The organism is Lampropedia aestuarii (assembly GCF_004803635.1).
In the GTDB taxonomy this organism is placed as follows: domain Bacteria; phylum Pseudomonadota; class Gammaproteobacteria; order Burkholderiales; family Burkholderiaceae_C; genus Lampropedia; species Lampropedia aestuarii.
In genome coordinates, this window is record NZ_SSWX01000013.1 from 13,094 (window position 1) to 28,325 (window position 15,232).

Genomic DNA, 15,232 nt, shown 5'->3' on the forward strand with positions numbered 1-15,232 from the left:
TTAGACTGGGCCTGATCAAGCCATGCCTGCAGTCAGCAGTTAGCAGTTAGCAGTTAGCGCCTGCATCTTGCAAAGAATTTCTTGTGCGTTTTTTATCTACCGCAAATCCATCGATTGGCACGACCGGCCAAGCTTCAGCACCGCAGCGCTGGCTGCTGAGTTTGCTGTGCGTGTTGTGCGTGCTCATGGGCTTGTTGCTGCAGCCACAGGCGGCTGCCCAAAGCCCCTTGCAGGCGCTGGCTGAACCAACTGCCGCAGCGGCTCCGCCAGCCGCTGCGCCTGCAGACGCCGCCTCGGCGGCCTTGCTCGCCGATATGCTGGAGGATGAGGCCACACGCACCAAATTGATTGCGCACCTCAGGCAGGTCGCAGCGCAAGAGGCCGAACAAGAGCACAATTTATTGCCTGCCGCTGTCAGCCATTGGGCCATCAGTTATGCGCAAGGCCTGGCCAATGAGTTCGCTGCGACTGTGGATCAGACGATTCAGGGAATCAAAGAGTTGAGTCAGGAAGAGGGCATGCATCTCACCTGGCAGCAGTGGTGGACGGCTTTGATGCCCTTTGTGGGCGTCTTGCTGGCTGCTTTGGGCATCTTTTGGGTGTTGCGTCGGCTCGCAGCGATTTGCTATAGGCGCATGGACGATTGGCTCAACCCACTGCAACAGCCGCCCCAGTCTGGCAAGCAAAGCGCGTACTCGTTCAAGCAGCGCGCCTGGGTGATGTTTGGCGGACTCTTGATTGATCTGGCTGCCGTGCTGGCGGCAACCGCAGCTGGCGTGGCGGTCAGTGCCTTGTTGCGCGAGCCAGGTGAGCTGGCCACGCAGTTGGATGCGGCCTTTCTTAAAACTTTCTTCGTGGTCGAGGTGATCAAGGCCATGCTTCGACTGATTTTTGCGCCGCGTTACGTGCATCTGCGGCTGCTGGATGTGCCCACCAAGGCCGCGGCTTATTGGACCAGTTGGTTGTCGCATTTGGTCACGGTCACCGGATACTGCATTGCAATTGCAGGGCCCCTGGCCAAGGTGGCGTTCTCACCGGCGGTGGGCACCATCGTTGGTCTGTTGGTGATGCTGGCGGTGTACATCTACGCGATAGGCCGTATTTGGCGCAAGCGCCGCGAGGTCAAAATTTATGTACTACGCAAGGCGCGGCATTGCTCCACGGCATTTTTAAGCACGCTGCTGCGGCTGCTGGCCTTCAGCTGGCACTGGTGGGCTTTGGCTTATTTCACGGTCTTGTTTGTGATCAGCCAGCTGGACCCAGACGGGGCCTTGCCATTTATGATCAAGGCGTCGTTTGACTCGGTCATCATCATCGCGATTGGCTTGCTGGTGTCGAATTTTCTCAGCACGCTGATTGCACGGCATATTGGCGTGTCGAAAAAAGCCAGTCAGCGCATGCCCATGCTGGAGGCGCGGCTCAATACCTATGTGCCGTTTTTCTTGCGCATCACACGCACTTTTGTGCTGCTGTCGGCCTGTTTGTTGTTATTGCATGCGTGGGGTGTGTTTGATGTGATGGCATGGGTGAGTTCGCCGTCAGGCCAGCACCTCATTAGTGCGGTTGCGCAAGTGGTGCTGGTCCTGGCGCTGGCCTTGTTGGTGTGGACTGTCTTGGCCAGCTTGATTGAGCAGCGCATGACCGAACAGCACAACAGTGCGCAGGCGACGTCCGCACGCGTGCGCACCTTGCTGTCTTTGCTGCGCAACGCACTGTTGGTGCTCATCATCGCCATGTCGATCATGGTGATTCTGTCTCAGCTGGGGGTCAATATTGCGCCTTTGCTGGCAGGTGCCGGTGTGGCAGGCCTGGCTATTGGCTTTGGCGCTCAAAAACTGGTGCAGGACATCATCAACGGCATTTTTATCCAGATTGAAAATGGCATGAACCAAAACGATGTGGTGGAAATTGCCGGTATTTTTGGCACTGTCGAGCGCATCACGATTCGCTCAGTGGGGCTTAGAACGCTTGATGGCGCTTTCCATTTGATTCCGTTTTCTTCGGTGGACACGGTGACTAACCACATGCGGGACTTCTCCTACCATCTGGGCGAGTACACGGTGGCTTACCGTGAAAGTGTGGACGACGCGATGTACCACCTGGAGCAGGCATTCAAGGAACTTAAGAAGGACCCAGTGCTGGCGCCTGAAATTCTGGAAGACATGACCATTCCCGGTGTGACGTCCTTGAATGAGCGCGGCTTTACGATTCGTGTGCTGATCAAAACCAAACCGGGCTTGCAGTGGGCCGTGCAGCGCGGCTTTAACCGCTTGGTGAAAAAACACTTCAATGCGGCCAATATCGAGCTGCCTTATCCGCAAACCGTGGTGTATTTTGGCCAGAACAAAAATGGCGATGCACCTCCGATGCGCTGGTCACGCTACGACCCAGACGCTGAGCCGCAAGAGAACAGCCCTGCAGCAGGGCACACACCACGGCATCTTCGCCGCAGCAGGCGGCAAGACCGCCCGGAAGACGTGCTGGGCAACGAAATGGAGCGCATCAACGACGACGAAGGCCAGCCGTTGCAAGAAGGGGGCAATGAGACCAAGAGCACCTGAGCCGATGGCTGCGTGCGCAGCGACAAAGTGCTATGGCGCGAACACTGAGCCGACATTGGGGGCAAACAAACGGCTGTAACGGCGCGTCGCTTCCAAGTCGGTCATGCTGGCCACATAGTCGCAGACCGTGCGGTGCAAACCATGGCCTTGCTCGAGCAATTGCTGCTGCTCCAATGGCAGCAGGCGGGTGGGGTGTTGCAATAGGGCGTGCATCAACTGCCTGATCATTTGCTGGCCTTTGAATTCCAGCTCCTGGATTTGTGGTCGCAAAATCACACACTGCATCACAAAGTCTTTGTGCAATTTCAGCAGTTGCTCGGCACCAGGGTCGAGCACCGCTTGCAGGTTCAGCAGGTCGGATTCAAACAGCTGCTGGTGCTCAATGTGGATACGCTCCATCAAGAAATGCACGATGCGGCTGATCGCGTGTTTGCGCGGCTTGTCGCCTTCGAGGAACAGCTGCTGACTGGCAAAGGCCAGCAATTGCGCACATTCAGCCTGGTCCTTGGCATGGGGCCACTCAATTGCGGCGGCTTTGTCAGCAATTGCGCTTTGCCATTGGGCTTGTGTCACCAGCCGCAAGGCCACCGCATCTTCCAGGTCATGCACGCCGTAGGCAATGTCATCGGCCAGTTCCATGATGGACGTGTCAAAGCCTTTGTAGCGGGTTGTGCCATGCTGATCGGTTTGCGCAGGAAAGTCTATGTGTTGCAGCAGGGCCTGGTCGGATGGGCTAAAAGGCGCCAGCAGCCATGCCAGTGCGTCGGCTTCTTCGTCGTGCAGGCATTTGGGTGGTTTGACCAGATGGGCCTGGTTTGTTTGGCTGGCGCTCGGGTATCTGGCAATGCGCTGGTGCAGACTGGGGTACTTCAGCACACCCAGCAAGGTTCTACGGGTCAAATCCAGGCCATGCGACTCGGAATACTCGCCCAGTTTCATTGCAATGCGCAGGGTCTGGCCGTTGCCTTCAAAGCCGCCATGCGCGTGCATGATGCTATTGAGCGCGGTTTCACCGCCGTGGCCAAATGGCGGGTGGCCCAGATCATGGGCCAGGCAAATGGCCTCCATCAGCATGGCAGGTGCAATCCAGTCGCGCCATTGCGGCTGAGTCTGCAGCAAATGGCTGCAAATGCCAGAGCCCAGTTGCGCCACTTCCAACGAATGGGTCAGTCGGGTGCGGTAGAAATCGCTCTCGCCCAAATTCAACACTTGGGTTTTGGACTGCAGACGCCGAAATGCCGCGCAATGGATGATGCGCGCCCGGTCACGCTGGTATTGCGCCTCGCTGCGCTGGTGATCGGGCGTGGTTTGAAAGCGTGGGCTGGTGTAGCCTTCATCGGTTTTGCGTTTGCGCTCGGTCCAGCGTTCGTCATACGCGCTGGTGGACGTGGTCTTGCCTGTGGCCATCGTTGACTCCTTCCCGTGTGTCTAGTGGATTGTAGGGGCCCGTGCGCCTGTTGATCATCTCTACGCAGGCGCCTTGCACTGCCTTTTTGTGCCTTGGGCGACTGCGTAGAGAGGAGGGGGTGCGGCTCTGATAAAGGCACTTGAGACATTCGGCAGGGCGTGCGGCGGGCTGGCACATTCCAAACAATGGCCATGCACTACTTTTGGCACAGAAGGCGCAAGGTGTTTTGTAGCGCTTTTTGCCAAGCCGCCTTGCACTTGGCACAATGGCGGCATGGATGAAATAGTCAAACAGGCCATGCTCAAATGGCCCAATGTGCCGGCATGTGCTGGCTGGCTCGGGCTTGATGCACGAGGCCATTGGTTTATGCGCGATGACGCAGTGCAGCAGGCAGGGGCTTTTCCTGCCTCCAAAGGGGCCCAGCTGCAGCATGAGAAGCTGGCTGAGTTCATTGGGCGCAACTACAGCAAGGATGGGTTGGGGCGCTGGTATTTTCAAAATGGGCCGCAGCGTGTGTTTGTGGAGTTGGAAGCTGCGCCATGGGTGATTCGCATGGATGCCAGTGGCGCATTGACGACACACACTGGTTTGGATGCGCTGTTTGTCCATAGTTTTGAAGACGAGCTGGGGCGTGTTTTCATTGACACGAATGTCGGACTGGGCTTGCTGCACAGTTTGGACATGCTGTGTTTCAGCGACCATTTGGAGCAGCACAGCGCCTGGCAGCCCAGTGCTGTCAACAGTGCCGATTTGCCCGCTGCCCATGGCTTTGTGTTGAGTCCGTTGGCGCTGGAGCAGGCCGCTCTAGCTGATGCGCGTTGAGCTGCTGTAGTAAGCGGCAGCACCCCCATTACGAAAGTGCCTGGTTATGGCTTTGATGATTACAGATGAGTGCATCAACTGCGATGTGTGTGAGCCTGAGTGCCCCAACGATGCCATTTCGATGGGTGAGGACTACTACGTCATCGCGCCCGAGCAGTGCACCGAATGCGTGGGCCATTTTGACACGCCGCAATGTGTGGAAATCTGCCCAGTGGCTTGTATTCCGGTCAATCCCGAGCACCTGGAATCCAAAGAAACGCTCTGGCAAAAATTCCAACGCCTGCAAGCGGCGCAGTCTGACGCCGCTGCTGCCCACGGCGGCGTTTGAAGGGAGCCCCCATGAGCGCCAGGTCTGCGAACCCTGAAGCCACATCGGTGTTTGACTTCACTGTCACACACCGCAATGGCGAGGCTTATGCATTGCGCGCGCATCAAGGGCAGGTGCTGCTGATCGTCAACACCGCCAGCCAATGTGGCTTTACGCCGCAATTGGCAGGCTTGGAGCAGCTTTGGCAGAACTACCGCCAAGCAGGGCTGGTGGTGCTGGGCTTTCCCTGCAACCAATTCAGGCGGCAAGAGCCGCTGGACAATGCGGGCATTGCCAGCTTTTGCAAGCGCAACTATGGCGTGACGTTCCCTGTGATGGACAAGCTGGATGTCAATGGCGCAGGTGCAGATCCGCTGTTTCAGTGGCTGGGTCAGCAGCAGCGCGGGCTGTTTGGCAATCGCCGTATTCAGTGGAATTTCACCAAGTTTTTGCTCAATCGGCAAGGCCAGGTGCTGGCCAGGTATGCCCCATTGACCAAACCTGAGCACTTGGCGGGCGCGGTTGAGACAGCTTTGCACTCCTAAAATATTTATGCGCGCAGTGCCACCTTTTCGCTGGCATGCATGTTTAAATTGTGAGTCTCTGTTGGATGCACTCCATCGGCGGTTTGACAGAGAGTTAATACAATCCTTTTTTAATCACGGCAGAGGCAATCCAATTGGTGTATGTGGCTCGTATGCGCATTCGTACAGCACAATGCTTGCTCATGGGGGCATTGGTCTGCACGGGCTTGAGTGCAGCGGCGCAAACTGCGCAGCACGCTCCTGTGGCGGAGTTGGCACTGGTGCGAGAGTCGGCGCCTGAGCAGCCTGCGGCCATCAGTTTGCAACTGGCCAGAGTGGTTGTGGGGATGCTGGGTTATACCTATTGGCCCGAGCCAAGCCGCACACGCACATTTTGCGTGATGCCGCTAAGCCAATTTGAATCGGTCTTACTTGAGAAAGTGCCCCAGTTGCAGGGGCGCGAGACATGGCATGCCGTTGCGCAAGCCGATGCCAGCGTACAGACGGTGTTGGCATCGTGCGATGCGTTGTATTACAGCCTCGACTTTGCTAAAAGCCATACCCCCTTGCTGGGTGCGGTGCGCAGACAGCCCATGTTGACTATTCTTGAGAATTCGCCAGTGTGTGATGAAGGTTCGCTGTTTTGTATCGATACCAGCAATGTGAATAGAATCACGTTTCAAGCCAATCTTGAGGCCATGTCACTGAGTACATTGCGGGTGAATCCACAGGTTCTGCGCATGGGGCGGGAAGGGCCATGAACCATTCGCTAGCCGATGCAGACCCTGGCTCCGCCACACCCATGACCAGTTTGCGACGCTTGATTCGCCGCACACATCTCAAAGGTGCGCTGATTATTGTGTTGATCACCAGCTTGTGCATGATGGGTGCAGGCATGTGGACGATTGGCCGCTACGCAGACATGTACTTGCAACTGCTGGCCAGGACCTTGGCCTATAACGTCGAAGCCGCGATGGTTTTTAACGACAAGGTAGAGGTGCAGCAAATCATTGACTCGATTGCCGAGCCAGAGGGCTTGCTCGAGGCCGTGGTCGAAGATGTGAACGGCACAGCGCTGGGTGCGTTCAGTGACCTGCGCCCAGCGTCAGTGCTGGCCAACCGCCTCTCAAGCCTGGTGATTGAGCAACCAGTCATTGTGCCGATAGTGCATCAGGGCCAGACGATTGGCCGCGTGACTGTGCGCATTCAGGGCAATACCTTGATTGGTTTTTTGGCCGCTGGTGTGCTGCTGTTGCTGCTGGCGCTCTTGTTCAGTGCGGGAGTGGCCACGATGGTCGCGCGCAGATTGCAGTCGCGGCTCTCCAAGCCTTGGGGGCAGTTGTCAGACACGATGCGCCATATAGCCAAAGAGCGCAGTTTTCATGAACGCATTCCAGCCACACACATCGCCGAGCTCGATGCATTGGGGTGCGACATCAATAGCCTGATCAGTGAAGTCGAGCGTTGGCAAAGCAAGCTGGAAGGCGAGAAGGCACAACTGGCCTACCATGCTGAACACGATGCTTTGACAGGAGCGGCCAACCGAAGGCAGCTCGAGCCGCTATTTGCACAAGCAGTTCAAGAGACTGGGCGTGCGGGCGTTGGGTTTGCACTGCTTGCAATCGATTGCGATGACTTTAAGCAAATCAACGACCGGTATGGTCATGCGCTGGGCGATCAGGTGCTGAAAAGTTTGGTACAAACCATCAAAGCCATTGTGCGCAAATCGGACGCCATCATTCGTACCGGCGGCGATGAGTTTGTGATTCTTATTGCTGGTGTACACGATCGCGAGAGCGTGCGGTTCATTGCCGAGAAGATCGTTCGCGCCGTTGATGGTTTTTCGCTGCTCAAGGACAAGCAAGAGGTGCAGCTGTCCATCAGTGTTGGGGCCTCCATGTATCCAGAAGACAGCCGCGATTTAGGCGGCTTGATGGCCATGGCGGATGCTGAAATGTACTCAATGAAACGAAAAATTCAGGCCCCGGAGGAAATTGTCACTTAATACATCAGTATGATTCAAAGCGTATTTTTGGAGAATTGCAATGGGTACTAAGCGACATTTTTTAGCACGCAGTGCGGCTGTTCTGGGCAGCGCACTGATTCTGGCGGCCTGCCAAACTGCGCCAGCACCTGGCCACGCTGGTTTCACTGCCGCCCAAGTCGCCGCGTTGGAGCAAGAAGGTTTTCGCATCGTGGACGATGGTATGCAAACGGATTTGAGTGGGCGCTTGCTGTTTGCGACCGACTCTGCTGTTGCCACGCCAGAGATGAAGGCAGTTGTCGTGCGGTTGACCAACGTGCTGCTCACTGTGGGTGTGAACCGTGTGCGCTTGGATGGCCATACCGACAACCAAGGCAATGCGCAATACAACCTGGAGCTCTCCGATAAGCGTGCCAAGGCGGTTGCAGCAGCGATGCAGGAAGAGGGCTTTAATGCTGAGTGGATTCAGACCCGAGCCTTGGGTGTGACCAGCCCAATTGCCGACAATGCAACCGAAGAGGGCCGCGCGATGAATCGCCGTGTCTCCATGATTGTCAGCAACGTCCAGTAAAGCGCAGAGCTTGGCTGAACAAGCTCTAATTGGCCTGCTTCTTCGCTGAGAGGTGGCTGCAGGCGCAATAATGCGGTCATGACACGATCTTCCGCCATGAATCCAGCGATTCGCAAAGCCTTGGACAAGCTGGGCTTGTTGCGCGATATTGATTTGGTATTGCACCTGCCACTGCGCTATGAGGATGAAACCCGCATCACGCCAATTGCAAAAACCCGCGATGGGCAGATGGCGCAAATTGAAGCGACCGTGGTCTCCAACGAGGTGCAGCTGCGGCCTCGCCGCCAATTGGTGGTGGTGGTGGAAGATGGCACTGGCCAGTGCCAGCTGCGCTTTCTGAATTTCTACCCGTCACAGCAAAAAAGCATGGCCATTGGTGCGGTGCTGCGTATCCAAGGCGAGGTGCGTGGCGGGTTTTGGGGCAAGCAAATGGTGCATCCCCAATTGCGCAAAAGCGATGCGCCTTTGCCCACCTCACTCACGCCCGTTTACCCTGTTGGCAAAGGTTTGCCGCAAGCGTACTTGCGGCGCATGATTGTCACTGCCTTGCACCGCACGCGTTTGCAAGAAACCTTGCCTGAGCCGGTGTGGCGGGCGATTGGACCGCCTCCGGTATTGGCCCAGCCGGGACTGTCCGATGTCCAGCGCTGGTGGCCTCTGCAGCAGGCCTTGCAGTTCTTGCACCATCCGCAGCCAGAAGTGGCGATCCAGACCCTGGAAGACCAAAGCCATCCGGCATGGCAGCGGCTCAAAGTCGAAGAGTTGCTGGCACAGCAGCTGTCGCAGTGGCGAGTGCGCCAGCTGCGTGAGCAGTTTGCCGCCCCTGCACTCACGCCAGTTCGCCAGCCAGGCCAGTTGGCCTTGCATGAGCAGTTGCTAGGCCAAATTGCCTTTGATTTGACCAAAGCGCAGCAACGCGTAGTGGCAGAAATCGCTGCAGACATTGCGCTTGAGCGACCAATGCACCGGTTGCTGCAAGGCGATGTGGGCTCTGGCAAAACCGTGGTGGCAGCGATGGCTGCCTGTATATGCATGGATTCGGGCTGGCAGTGTGCGTTGATGGCTCCCACTGAAATCCTGGCTGAGCAGCACTTCAGAAAGCTCTCGGACTGGCTCAGTCCATTGCTGGCTGCACGTGGCAAACAAGTGGCCTGGCTGGCTGGCGCGCAAAAGAAAAAAGCCCGCGAGCACATGCTGGCCTTGGTGCAAAGCGGCGAGGCGGCCTTGGTGGTTGGCACGCATGCGGTGATTCAAGAGAATGTGGAGTTTGACCGCTTGGGCTTGGTCATCATCGATGAGCAGCACCGCTTTGGTGTGGAGCAGCGCCTGAGCCTGCGCGATCGCCAGCGCAGCAAAAATGCCTCAGCCACGAGTGCGGCAGAAGCCACTGCAGCTGGGACTGTTTCTGAAGCGCCCACGGCGTTGGCCGACTCGGTGCAGACCGCGCAGTCAGAGGCGCTGGAGCCGCATATGCTGATGATGTCGGCCACGCCGATTCCGCGTACCCTGGCAATGACTTACTACGCTGACTTGAGTGTCTCAACGATTGATGAGCTGCCACCAGGACGCAGCCCGGTAGTCACGCGCCTGATTGCTGACAGCCGCCGCGATGAATTGATTGAGCGCTTGCAGCATCAAGTTTCACAAGGCCGGCAAGCCTATTGGGTCTGCCCGTTGATTGAGGAGAGCGAAGCGCTGGACCTCTCCAACGCCACAGCGACCTTCGAGGATTTGCAAGCAGCCATGCCGCAGATCCAGATGGGCTTATTGCATTCGCGCATGCCCGCTGCGCAAAAACAGGAAGTGATGGACCGTTTTTCGGCCGGTGAGTTGGGCATTTTGGTCGCTACCACCGTGATTGAAGTCGGGGTGGATGTGCCCAATGCCTCGCTGATGGTGGTCGAGCACGCCGAGCGTTTTGGCCTGTCGCAACTGCACCAGCTGCGAGGCCGGGTGGGGCGCGGCAGTGCCAAATCCGCGTGTATTTTGCTGTATTCGACGGGCGACAGTGGCAAGTTGAGTGACACGGCCAAAGACCGCTTGCGGGCCATGGCGCAAACCAATGATGGTTTTGAGATTGCCCGGCGCGACCTCGAAATTCGCGGTCCTGGCGAATTCATGGGGGCGCGCCAGTCGGGCGCAGCCTTGCTGCGTTTTGCCGATTTGGAGGCTGACCAGCACTTGCTCGAATGGGCCAGAGAACTGGCGCCGCTGATGCTGCGCGACCATCCGCATTTGGCCGAGGAGCATATGCAGCGCTGGTTGGGTGGGCGCTGGGATTATTTGAAAGCTTAGGAAAGCGCGGCTTAGCTGCTTTTCTTAGGCAGCCAGCACGTTGCAAGCCCCAGCAGCGGCACCCAGGCCATGACCTGGTAAACCCAGACGATGCCCTTCATATCGGCCAACACACCAAGACCGGCTGCGCCAATGCCGCTGATGCCAAACATCAGGCCAAACATCAGCCCAGAGACCATGCCCACACGACCTGGTGCGGCTTCTTGCGCGTAGACAACCATCGCCGCGAAAGCTGAAGACATGACCAGACCAATGCCAATCGACAAGGCCGCAGTCCAGAACAAGTTGACGTGGGGCAAGAGCAGCGCAAAAGGAATCACCCCCAGGAACGAGGTCCAAATCACCGCTCTGCGGCCAATCCGGTCACCGACAGGGCCGCCAGCAAACGTGCCAATGGCTACCGAGGCCAGAAACACGAACAGGAACAGCTGGCTTTGCTGCACGCTCACATGGAAGCGCTCAATCAAATAAAAGGTGAAGAAGTTGGTAAACAAAGCGATGTAGATGAACTTGGTGAACATCAAAATGCAGATCACCACAATGGCGCGCACCGCTAAGTGGCGATCAAGCCCTGCGACGTGTTGTTTGGCCAAAACCTGGCTGCGGTGGCTGCCATGGGCAATGACCCACAAGGTCATGCGGTAGAGAACGGCAACCGCCAATGCGGCCACCAGCATGAACCAGGCCGCGCCTTTTTGGCCAATCGGAATGATGATCGCTGCCGCCAGCAACGGGCCAATGGCCGAGCCGGCATTGCCGCCAACCTGGAAGGTCGATTGTGCTGTGCCAAAACGCCCACCCGAGGCGAGTCTGGCAATGCGCGAGGCCTCCGGGTGGAAAGTGGCCGAACCAATGCCGATAATGGCCGCTGCAAGCAGCAATATGGCGTAGTTTGGCGCAATTGCCAGCACGCCAATACCGATGCAGGTCGCAACCATGCCTGAGGGCAGCAGATACGGTTTCGGGTATTTGTCGGTGTGCAGCCCGATCCAGGGTTGCAGGATCGAGGCAGTGAGTTGGTACACCAAGGCGATCAAGCCAATTTCTGCATAAGAGAGGGCGAAATTGGTTTTGAGCAGCGGAAAAATCGCTGGCAGCATCGCCTGAATGGCGTCGTTGAGCAGGTGCGCGATGGCTGCAGCGCCGACGATCGGCAGTAAAAAACCATGGTGCGAAGTGCTGCTTGGGGGCGGTGGGGCCGCCGTAGCCGCTGTGGTGATAGCGTCAGTGGGCGTTTCGGCAGTATGTGCGGTCATTGGAGTCAATTCAACAAAGGCGGTCTTGTAAATGCAGTGTGCAGTTGTTTGCTCTGGCCAGGCGCAGCGGTGGTACAGCGCGCTTGACCGGCGCGCCGCCGTCGCCAAGGCAACGGAGGCAATAGCAGGTTGCGGGGTGGAGCATAAATGCTGTGCTAAAGTCAGTCGCTCGCCAAACTGCCATAATCTGTCGCATTCCTGCCATGGCTCACCAAGACGCACTCAAATCAGCGCCCTATGACCATTCGCCGCGCGCGCTGGTGGTCATGGAGAGTGCCTGGCCAAGCGGTGCCTCGACCGGCTGGCACCAGCATGGCAAGGGCCAGTTGTTGTATGCCACCAGTGGGGTGATGCTGGTGCACTCAGACATAGGCTCATGGGTCGTGCCGCCCAATCGGGCTTTGTGGCTGCTGGCAGGCATGCGGCACAACGTGGTGATGTCGGGCCAGGTGTTGATGCGCACCGCCTACATTGATGTGCAAAAAATTCCGCAGTTGCCAGCCAACAGCTGTGTGATCAATGTCTCGCCGCTACTGCGTGAGTTGTTGGTGGCCGCTTCCTGCATTTCTCTGACGCAAGTGCTGGATGAGAGACACACCCGTTTACTGGCCTTGCTGGTTGATGAGTTGCGTGTCTCAAGCACCATGGCTTTGCATTTGCCTATGCCTTCGGATGCGCGACTAGCGCGTATTTGCCAGGCCTTGATGGCTTCACCTGCCGATTCGTCCAGTGCTGCGGAATGGGCGGCCCAGATAGGCGTGGCCGAGCGCACCCTGCACCGTTTGTTTGCCAAAGAGTTGGGCATGGGGTTTGCACAATGGCGCGAGCAAGCACGCTTGGTACATGCACTGCAAAAAATGGCCAAAGGGCAAAAGCTGATCAGCGTTGCGATGGACTGCGGCTATGCCAGCCCCAGTGCGTTCTCGGCCATGTTCAAGCGGCACTTTGGCCTGCCGCCTTCCGACTTCTACCAATAATGCCAAGCGTCTTGCCTGTTGCCGCTCCTACGTCTGTATGAGCAAAACGGGCAACGCAGTAATGCGCTTGTTTGCGCCTAGCATCCTTTTGGGCTTCAACGCGGTCTGCGAAAAGATCGTAAACAGGTTCTTTGAGTTGGCGCTCAGGCGCCTTCCAATTGTTGCAAATAGGCTAGAAAAGCCGCTTCGTCCAAAATCGTCACGCCCAGCTCTTGCGCTTTGGTGAGCTTGCTGCCAGCTTCCAAGCCGGCAATAACGTAATGGGTTTTCTTGCTCACTGAGCCAGAAACTTTCGCTCCCAAGGCTTCCAGGCGGTCTTTGGCCTCATCTCGGCCCATCTGGGTCAGCGTGCCTGTCAGCACAATCGTTTGGCCGCTCAGAGGCTTGGCCGAAGAGTCCTGGCTGGCGCCATCGGTTTCTGGCCAGTGAATGCCTTGGGCTTGCAAGTCTTGCAGCACTTCGCGGTTGTGCGCTTGCTGCAAGAAGGTGTGCACGCTGTGCGCGACGACTGGCCCGATGTCGCGAATCGCCAGCAGTTGCTCCTGGGTGGCCGCTTGGCTGGGGTCATTGCCCATCAGGGCGCTCAGGCTGCCAAAGTGTGCAGCCAGTTCTTTGGCTGTGCGCTCGCCTACATGGCGAATACCCAGTGCAAAAAGAAAGCGCGCCAGCGTGGTGGTTTTGGATTTTTCCAATGCCGCAACGAGGTTCAAGGCAGAGCGCTCGCCCATGCGGTCAAGCGCAGCCCATTGCTCGGCCGTCAGGCGGTACAAATCGGCCAGCGACTGGATGTGGCCGCCTTCAACCAGCTGGTCAACCAATTTGTCGCCCAGGCCTTCAATGTCCATCGCTCTGCGGCTGGCAAAGTGGATCACTGCTTGCTTGCGCTGGGCCGAGCAAAACAGCCCGCCAGTGCAGCGGTGGTCGGCTTCGCCTTCCTCGCGAACCACATCGCTGCCGCAGACCGGGCAGTGCAGCGGCATCGTGAATACGGGGGCATCGCTTTGGCGCTTGTCCGGCACACTGGCAACTACTTCGGGAATGACATCACCGGCGCGGCGCACAATCACGGTATCGCCCACGCGCACATCTTTGCGCAAGGCTTCCAGCTCGTTGTGCAGCGTTGCATTGGTCACGGTCACGCCGCCGACAAACACCGGAGCCAGCTTGGCGACCGGTGTGAGTTTGCCTGTGCGACCCACTTGGATATCAATCGCCAGCACCGTGGTGAGCATTTCTTGCGCTGGAAATTTATGGGCAACAGCCCAGCGCGGCTCGCGTGAGACAAAACCCAGATCGCGCTGCAGGATCAGGCGGTTGACTTTGTAGACCACGCCATCGATGTCAAACGGCAGGCTGTCGCGGCGCTGGCCAATTGCTGTGTGAAACGCCACCAGATCTTCAGCGCCTGTAGCGGTGGTGCGATCGGCACTGACGGGCACCCCCCAGCTGGCAAATGCATCCAAGGTGGCCGATTGGGTGGCGGGCTGGTCGCTCCAGCCTTTGAGCTCGCCCCAGCCATAAGCAAAAAACGACAAGGGCCGTTGGGCCGCAATGGAGGCATCGAGTTGGCGGATCGCGCCAGCAGCGGCATTGCGCGGGTTGACAAAAGTTTTTTCGTTTTTCTCGCCCTGGGCAATGCGCTCGCGTTGGCGCTCGTTGAGGGCCTCAAAATCGTCGCGGCGCATATAGACCTCGCCACGAATCTCCACCACCTCAGGGGGGCTGTCCGTGCCCAGACGCATTGGTATTTGCCGCACAGTGCGGATGTTGTGCGTGACGTCTTCACCGGTTTCGCCGTCACCCCGGGTGCTGGCCTGCACCAGCAAGCCGTGTTCATAACGCAGATTGATGGCCAGACCGTCGAACTTGAGCTCGGCCTGGTATTGCACAGGCTCATCGCCAGGCTCAAGTCCCAGTTCTTTGCGTACACGGGCATCAAACGCACTGGCGCCTGCTGCCGTGATATCGGTTTCGGTGCGGATGCTGAGCATAGGCACACGGTGGCGCACGGTGCTAAAGCCTTCCATTGCTTTGCCGCCAACGCGCTGTGTGGGGGAGTCGGGTGTGACCAGCTCCGGGTGCTCGGCTTCGAGCGCCTGCAGCTGACGGAAGACGCGGTCAAACTCGGCATCGGGCACCAACGGTGTGTCCAGTACATAGTAGGCATGCTCCCAGCTCTGCAGTTGCCGGCGCAGAGCTTCAATGGTGGTGGCTGGGGCTTGCGGGTCTGGGAATAAGGACATGGTCGAGTCTGGCATGCTGGGTATTTCTTCGAGAATGGGGAGCGACAATGCCAAGCCAGCCTCTGAGGGGCTGGTCATTGGTCATTGCAGGGCATTTTAGTGGGGGCTGCAATGCAATAGGCTGCGCCAAGCGCAGCCTATTGTGCATGCATGCCGCCCGGTGTGGGGGATGTCTGAAGCCGTGAACAGGTTCTTAGAACGTGTTTACGATCTTTTCGCAGACCGCGTTGGAGCCCAAAAGGATGCAATGCGCGGCAAAAACCGCAGTCGGGCTATCTGCCCGG

Annotated in this window: 12 protein-coding genes; 9 read left to right on the forward strand and 3 right to left on the reverse strand. The window is 57.7% G+C overall.

Annotated features, from left to right (window positions below; translation table 11 throughout):
* The first annotated feature begins 83 nt into the window (after positions 1 to 83).
* Entirely contained in the window at positions 84 to 2,561 is a 2,478-nt protein-coding gene (locus E8K88_RS10750; protein WP_136406674.1) for a mechanosensitive ion channel domain-containing protein, read from the forward strand.
* 30 nt (positions 2,562 to 2,591) lie between these two features.
* On the opposite strand, the gene E8K88_RS10755 is transcribed toward E8K88_RS10750, so the two are convergent.
* Entirely contained in the window at positions 2,592 to 3,968 is a 1,377-nt protein-coding gene (locus tag E8K88_RS10755) for an anti-phage deoxyguanosine triphosphatase (RefSeq protein WP_136406675.1), read from the reverse strand.
* A gap of 274 nt (positions 3,969 to 4,242) precedes the next feature.
* Here E8K88_RS10755 and E8K88_RS10760 point away from each other — a divergent pair, with 274 nt between their 5' ends.
* The 7 genes from E8K88_RS10760 to recG all read left to right on the forward strand — a co-directional run bounded on the left by E8K88_RS10760 (position 4,243) and on the right by recG (position 10,472).
* Positions 4,243 to 4,791 carry a DUF2946 family protein gene (locus E8K88_RS10760; protein ID WP_136406676.1) on the forward strand — a complete coding sequence of 183 codons (549 nt, stop codon included), beginning with the start codon at positions 4,243 to 4,245 and terminating at the stop codon, positions 4,789 to 4,791.
* A 46-nt stretch (positions 4,792 to 4,837) separates the two neighbouring features.
* Complete coding sequence (locus E8K88_RS10765) at positions 4,838 to 5,119, forward strand: YfhL family 4Fe-4S dicluster ferredoxin (protein WP_136406677.1); 282 nt, start codon at positions 4,838 to 4,840, stop codon at positions 5,117 to 5,119.
* An 11-nt stretch (positions 5,120 to 5,130) separates the two neighbouring features.
* Positions 5,131 to 5,643 carry a glutathione peroxidase gene (locus E8K88_RS10770; protein ID WP_136406678.1) on the forward strand — a complete coding sequence of 171 codons (513 nt, stop codon included), beginning with the start codon at positions 5,131 to 5,133 and terminating at the stop codon, positions 5,641 to 5,643.
* A gap of 152 nt (positions 5,644 to 5,795) precedes the next feature.
* A complete protein-coding gene (yfiR, locus tag E8K88_RS10775) occupies positions 5,796 to 6,383 on the forward strand; it encodes a regulatory sequestration protein YfiR (RefSeq protein WP_136406679.1) in 588 nt (195 codons plus the stop codon).
* Positions 6,380 to 7,627, forward strand: coding sequence for a diguanylate cyclase DgcN/YfiN (gene dgcN, locus E8K88_RS10780; RefSeq protein WP_136406680.1), 1,248 nt, complete (start codon positions 6,380 to 6,382; stop codon positions 7,625 to 7,627). Before yfiR ends, dgcN begins: the two co-directional genes overlap by 4 nt.
* A 40-nt stretch (positions 7,628 to 7,667) precedes the next feature.
* Positions 7,668 to 8,177, forward strand: coding sequence for an outer membrane lipoprotein YfiB (gene yfiB / locus E8K88_RS10785; protein ID WP_136406681.1), 510 nt, complete (start codon positions 7,668 to 7,670; stop codon positions 8,175 to 8,177).
* Positions 8,178 to 8,255: 78 nt separating this feature from the next.
* Positions 8,256 to 10,472: an ATP-dependent DNA helicase RecG gene (recG, locus tag E8K88_RS10790; protein ID WP_136406682.1), complete on the forward strand. Its 2,217-nt coding sequence runs from the start codon at positions 8,256 to 8,258 to the stop codon at positions 10,470 to 10,472.
* Between the two features lie 11 nt (positions 10,473 to 10,483).
* Here recG and E8K88_RS10795 read toward each other — a convergent pair whose 3' ends face one another.
* Entirely contained in the window at positions 10,484 to 11,728 is a 1,245-nt protein-coding gene (locus E8K88_RS10795) for an MFS transporter (protein ID WP_136406683.1), read from the reverse strand.
* A 203-nt stretch (positions 11,729 to 11,931) separates the two neighbouring features.
* Here E8K88_RS10795 and E8K88_RS10800 point away from each other — a divergent pair, with 203 nt between their 5' ends.
* Positions 11,932 to 12,705, forward strand: coding sequence for an AraC family transcriptional regulator (locus E8K88_RS10800; RefSeq protein WP_136406684.1), 774 nt, complete (start codon positions 11,932 to 11,934; stop codon positions 12,703 to 12,705).
* Between the two features lie 143 nt (positions 12,706 to 12,848).
* Here E8K88_RS10800 and ligA read toward each other — a convergent pair whose 3' ends face one another.
* Positions 12,849 to 14,963 (reverse strand): NAD-dependent DNA ligase LigA, encoded by a 2,115-nt coding sequence (gene ligA / locus E8K88_RS10805; RefSeq protein ID WP_136406768.1) that lies wholly within the window; start codon positions 14,961 to 14,963, stop codon positions 12,849 to 12,851.
* Positions 14,964 to 15,232: the final 269 nt, after the last annotated feature.

Bases quoted from the DNA above. Each gene is read 5' to 3' on its own strand.
- E8K88_RS10755 (WP_136406675.1), bottom strand. From the start codon at position 3,968: ATGGCCACAGGCAAGACCACGTCCACCAGCGCGTATGACGAACGCTGG.
- E8K88_RS10760 (WP_136406676.1), top strand. From the start codon at position 4,243: ATGGATGAAATAGTCAAACAGGCCATGCTCAAATGGCCCAATGTGCCG.
- E8K88_RS10765 (WP_136406677.1), top strand. From the start codon at position 4,838: ATGGCTTTGATGATTACAGATGAGTGCATCAACTGCGATGTGTGTGAG.
- E8K88_RS10770 (WP_136406678.1), top strand. From the start codon at position 5,131: ATGAGCGCCAGGTCTGCGAACCCTGAAGCCACATCGGTGTTTGACTTC.
- yfiR (WP_136406679.1), top strand. From the start codon at position 5,796: ATGCGCATTCGTACAGCACAATGCTTGCTCATGGGGGCATTGGTCTGC.
- dgcN (WP_136406680.1), top strand. From the start codon at position 6,380: ATGAACCATTCGCTAGCCGATGCAGACCCTGGCTCCGCCACACCCATG.
- yfiB (WP_136406681.1), top strand. From the start codon at position 7,668: ATGGGTACTAAGCGACATTTTTTAGCACGCAGTGCGGCTGTTCTGGGC.
- recG (WP_136406682.1), top strand. From the start codon at position 8,256: ATGACACGATCTTCCGCCATGAATCCAGCGATTCGCAAAGCCTTGGAC.
- E8K88_RS10795 (WP_136406683.1), bottom strand. From the start codon at position 11,728: ATGACCGCACATACTGCCGAAACGCCCACTGACGCTATCACCACAGCG.
- E8K88_RS10800 (WP_136406684.1), top strand. From the start codon at position 11,932: ATGGCTCACCAAGACGCACTCAAATCAGCGCCCTATGACCATTCGCCG.
- ligA (WP_136406768.1), bottom strand. From the start codon at position 14,963: ATGCCAGACTCGACCATGTCCTTATTCCCAGACCCGCAAGCCCCAGCC.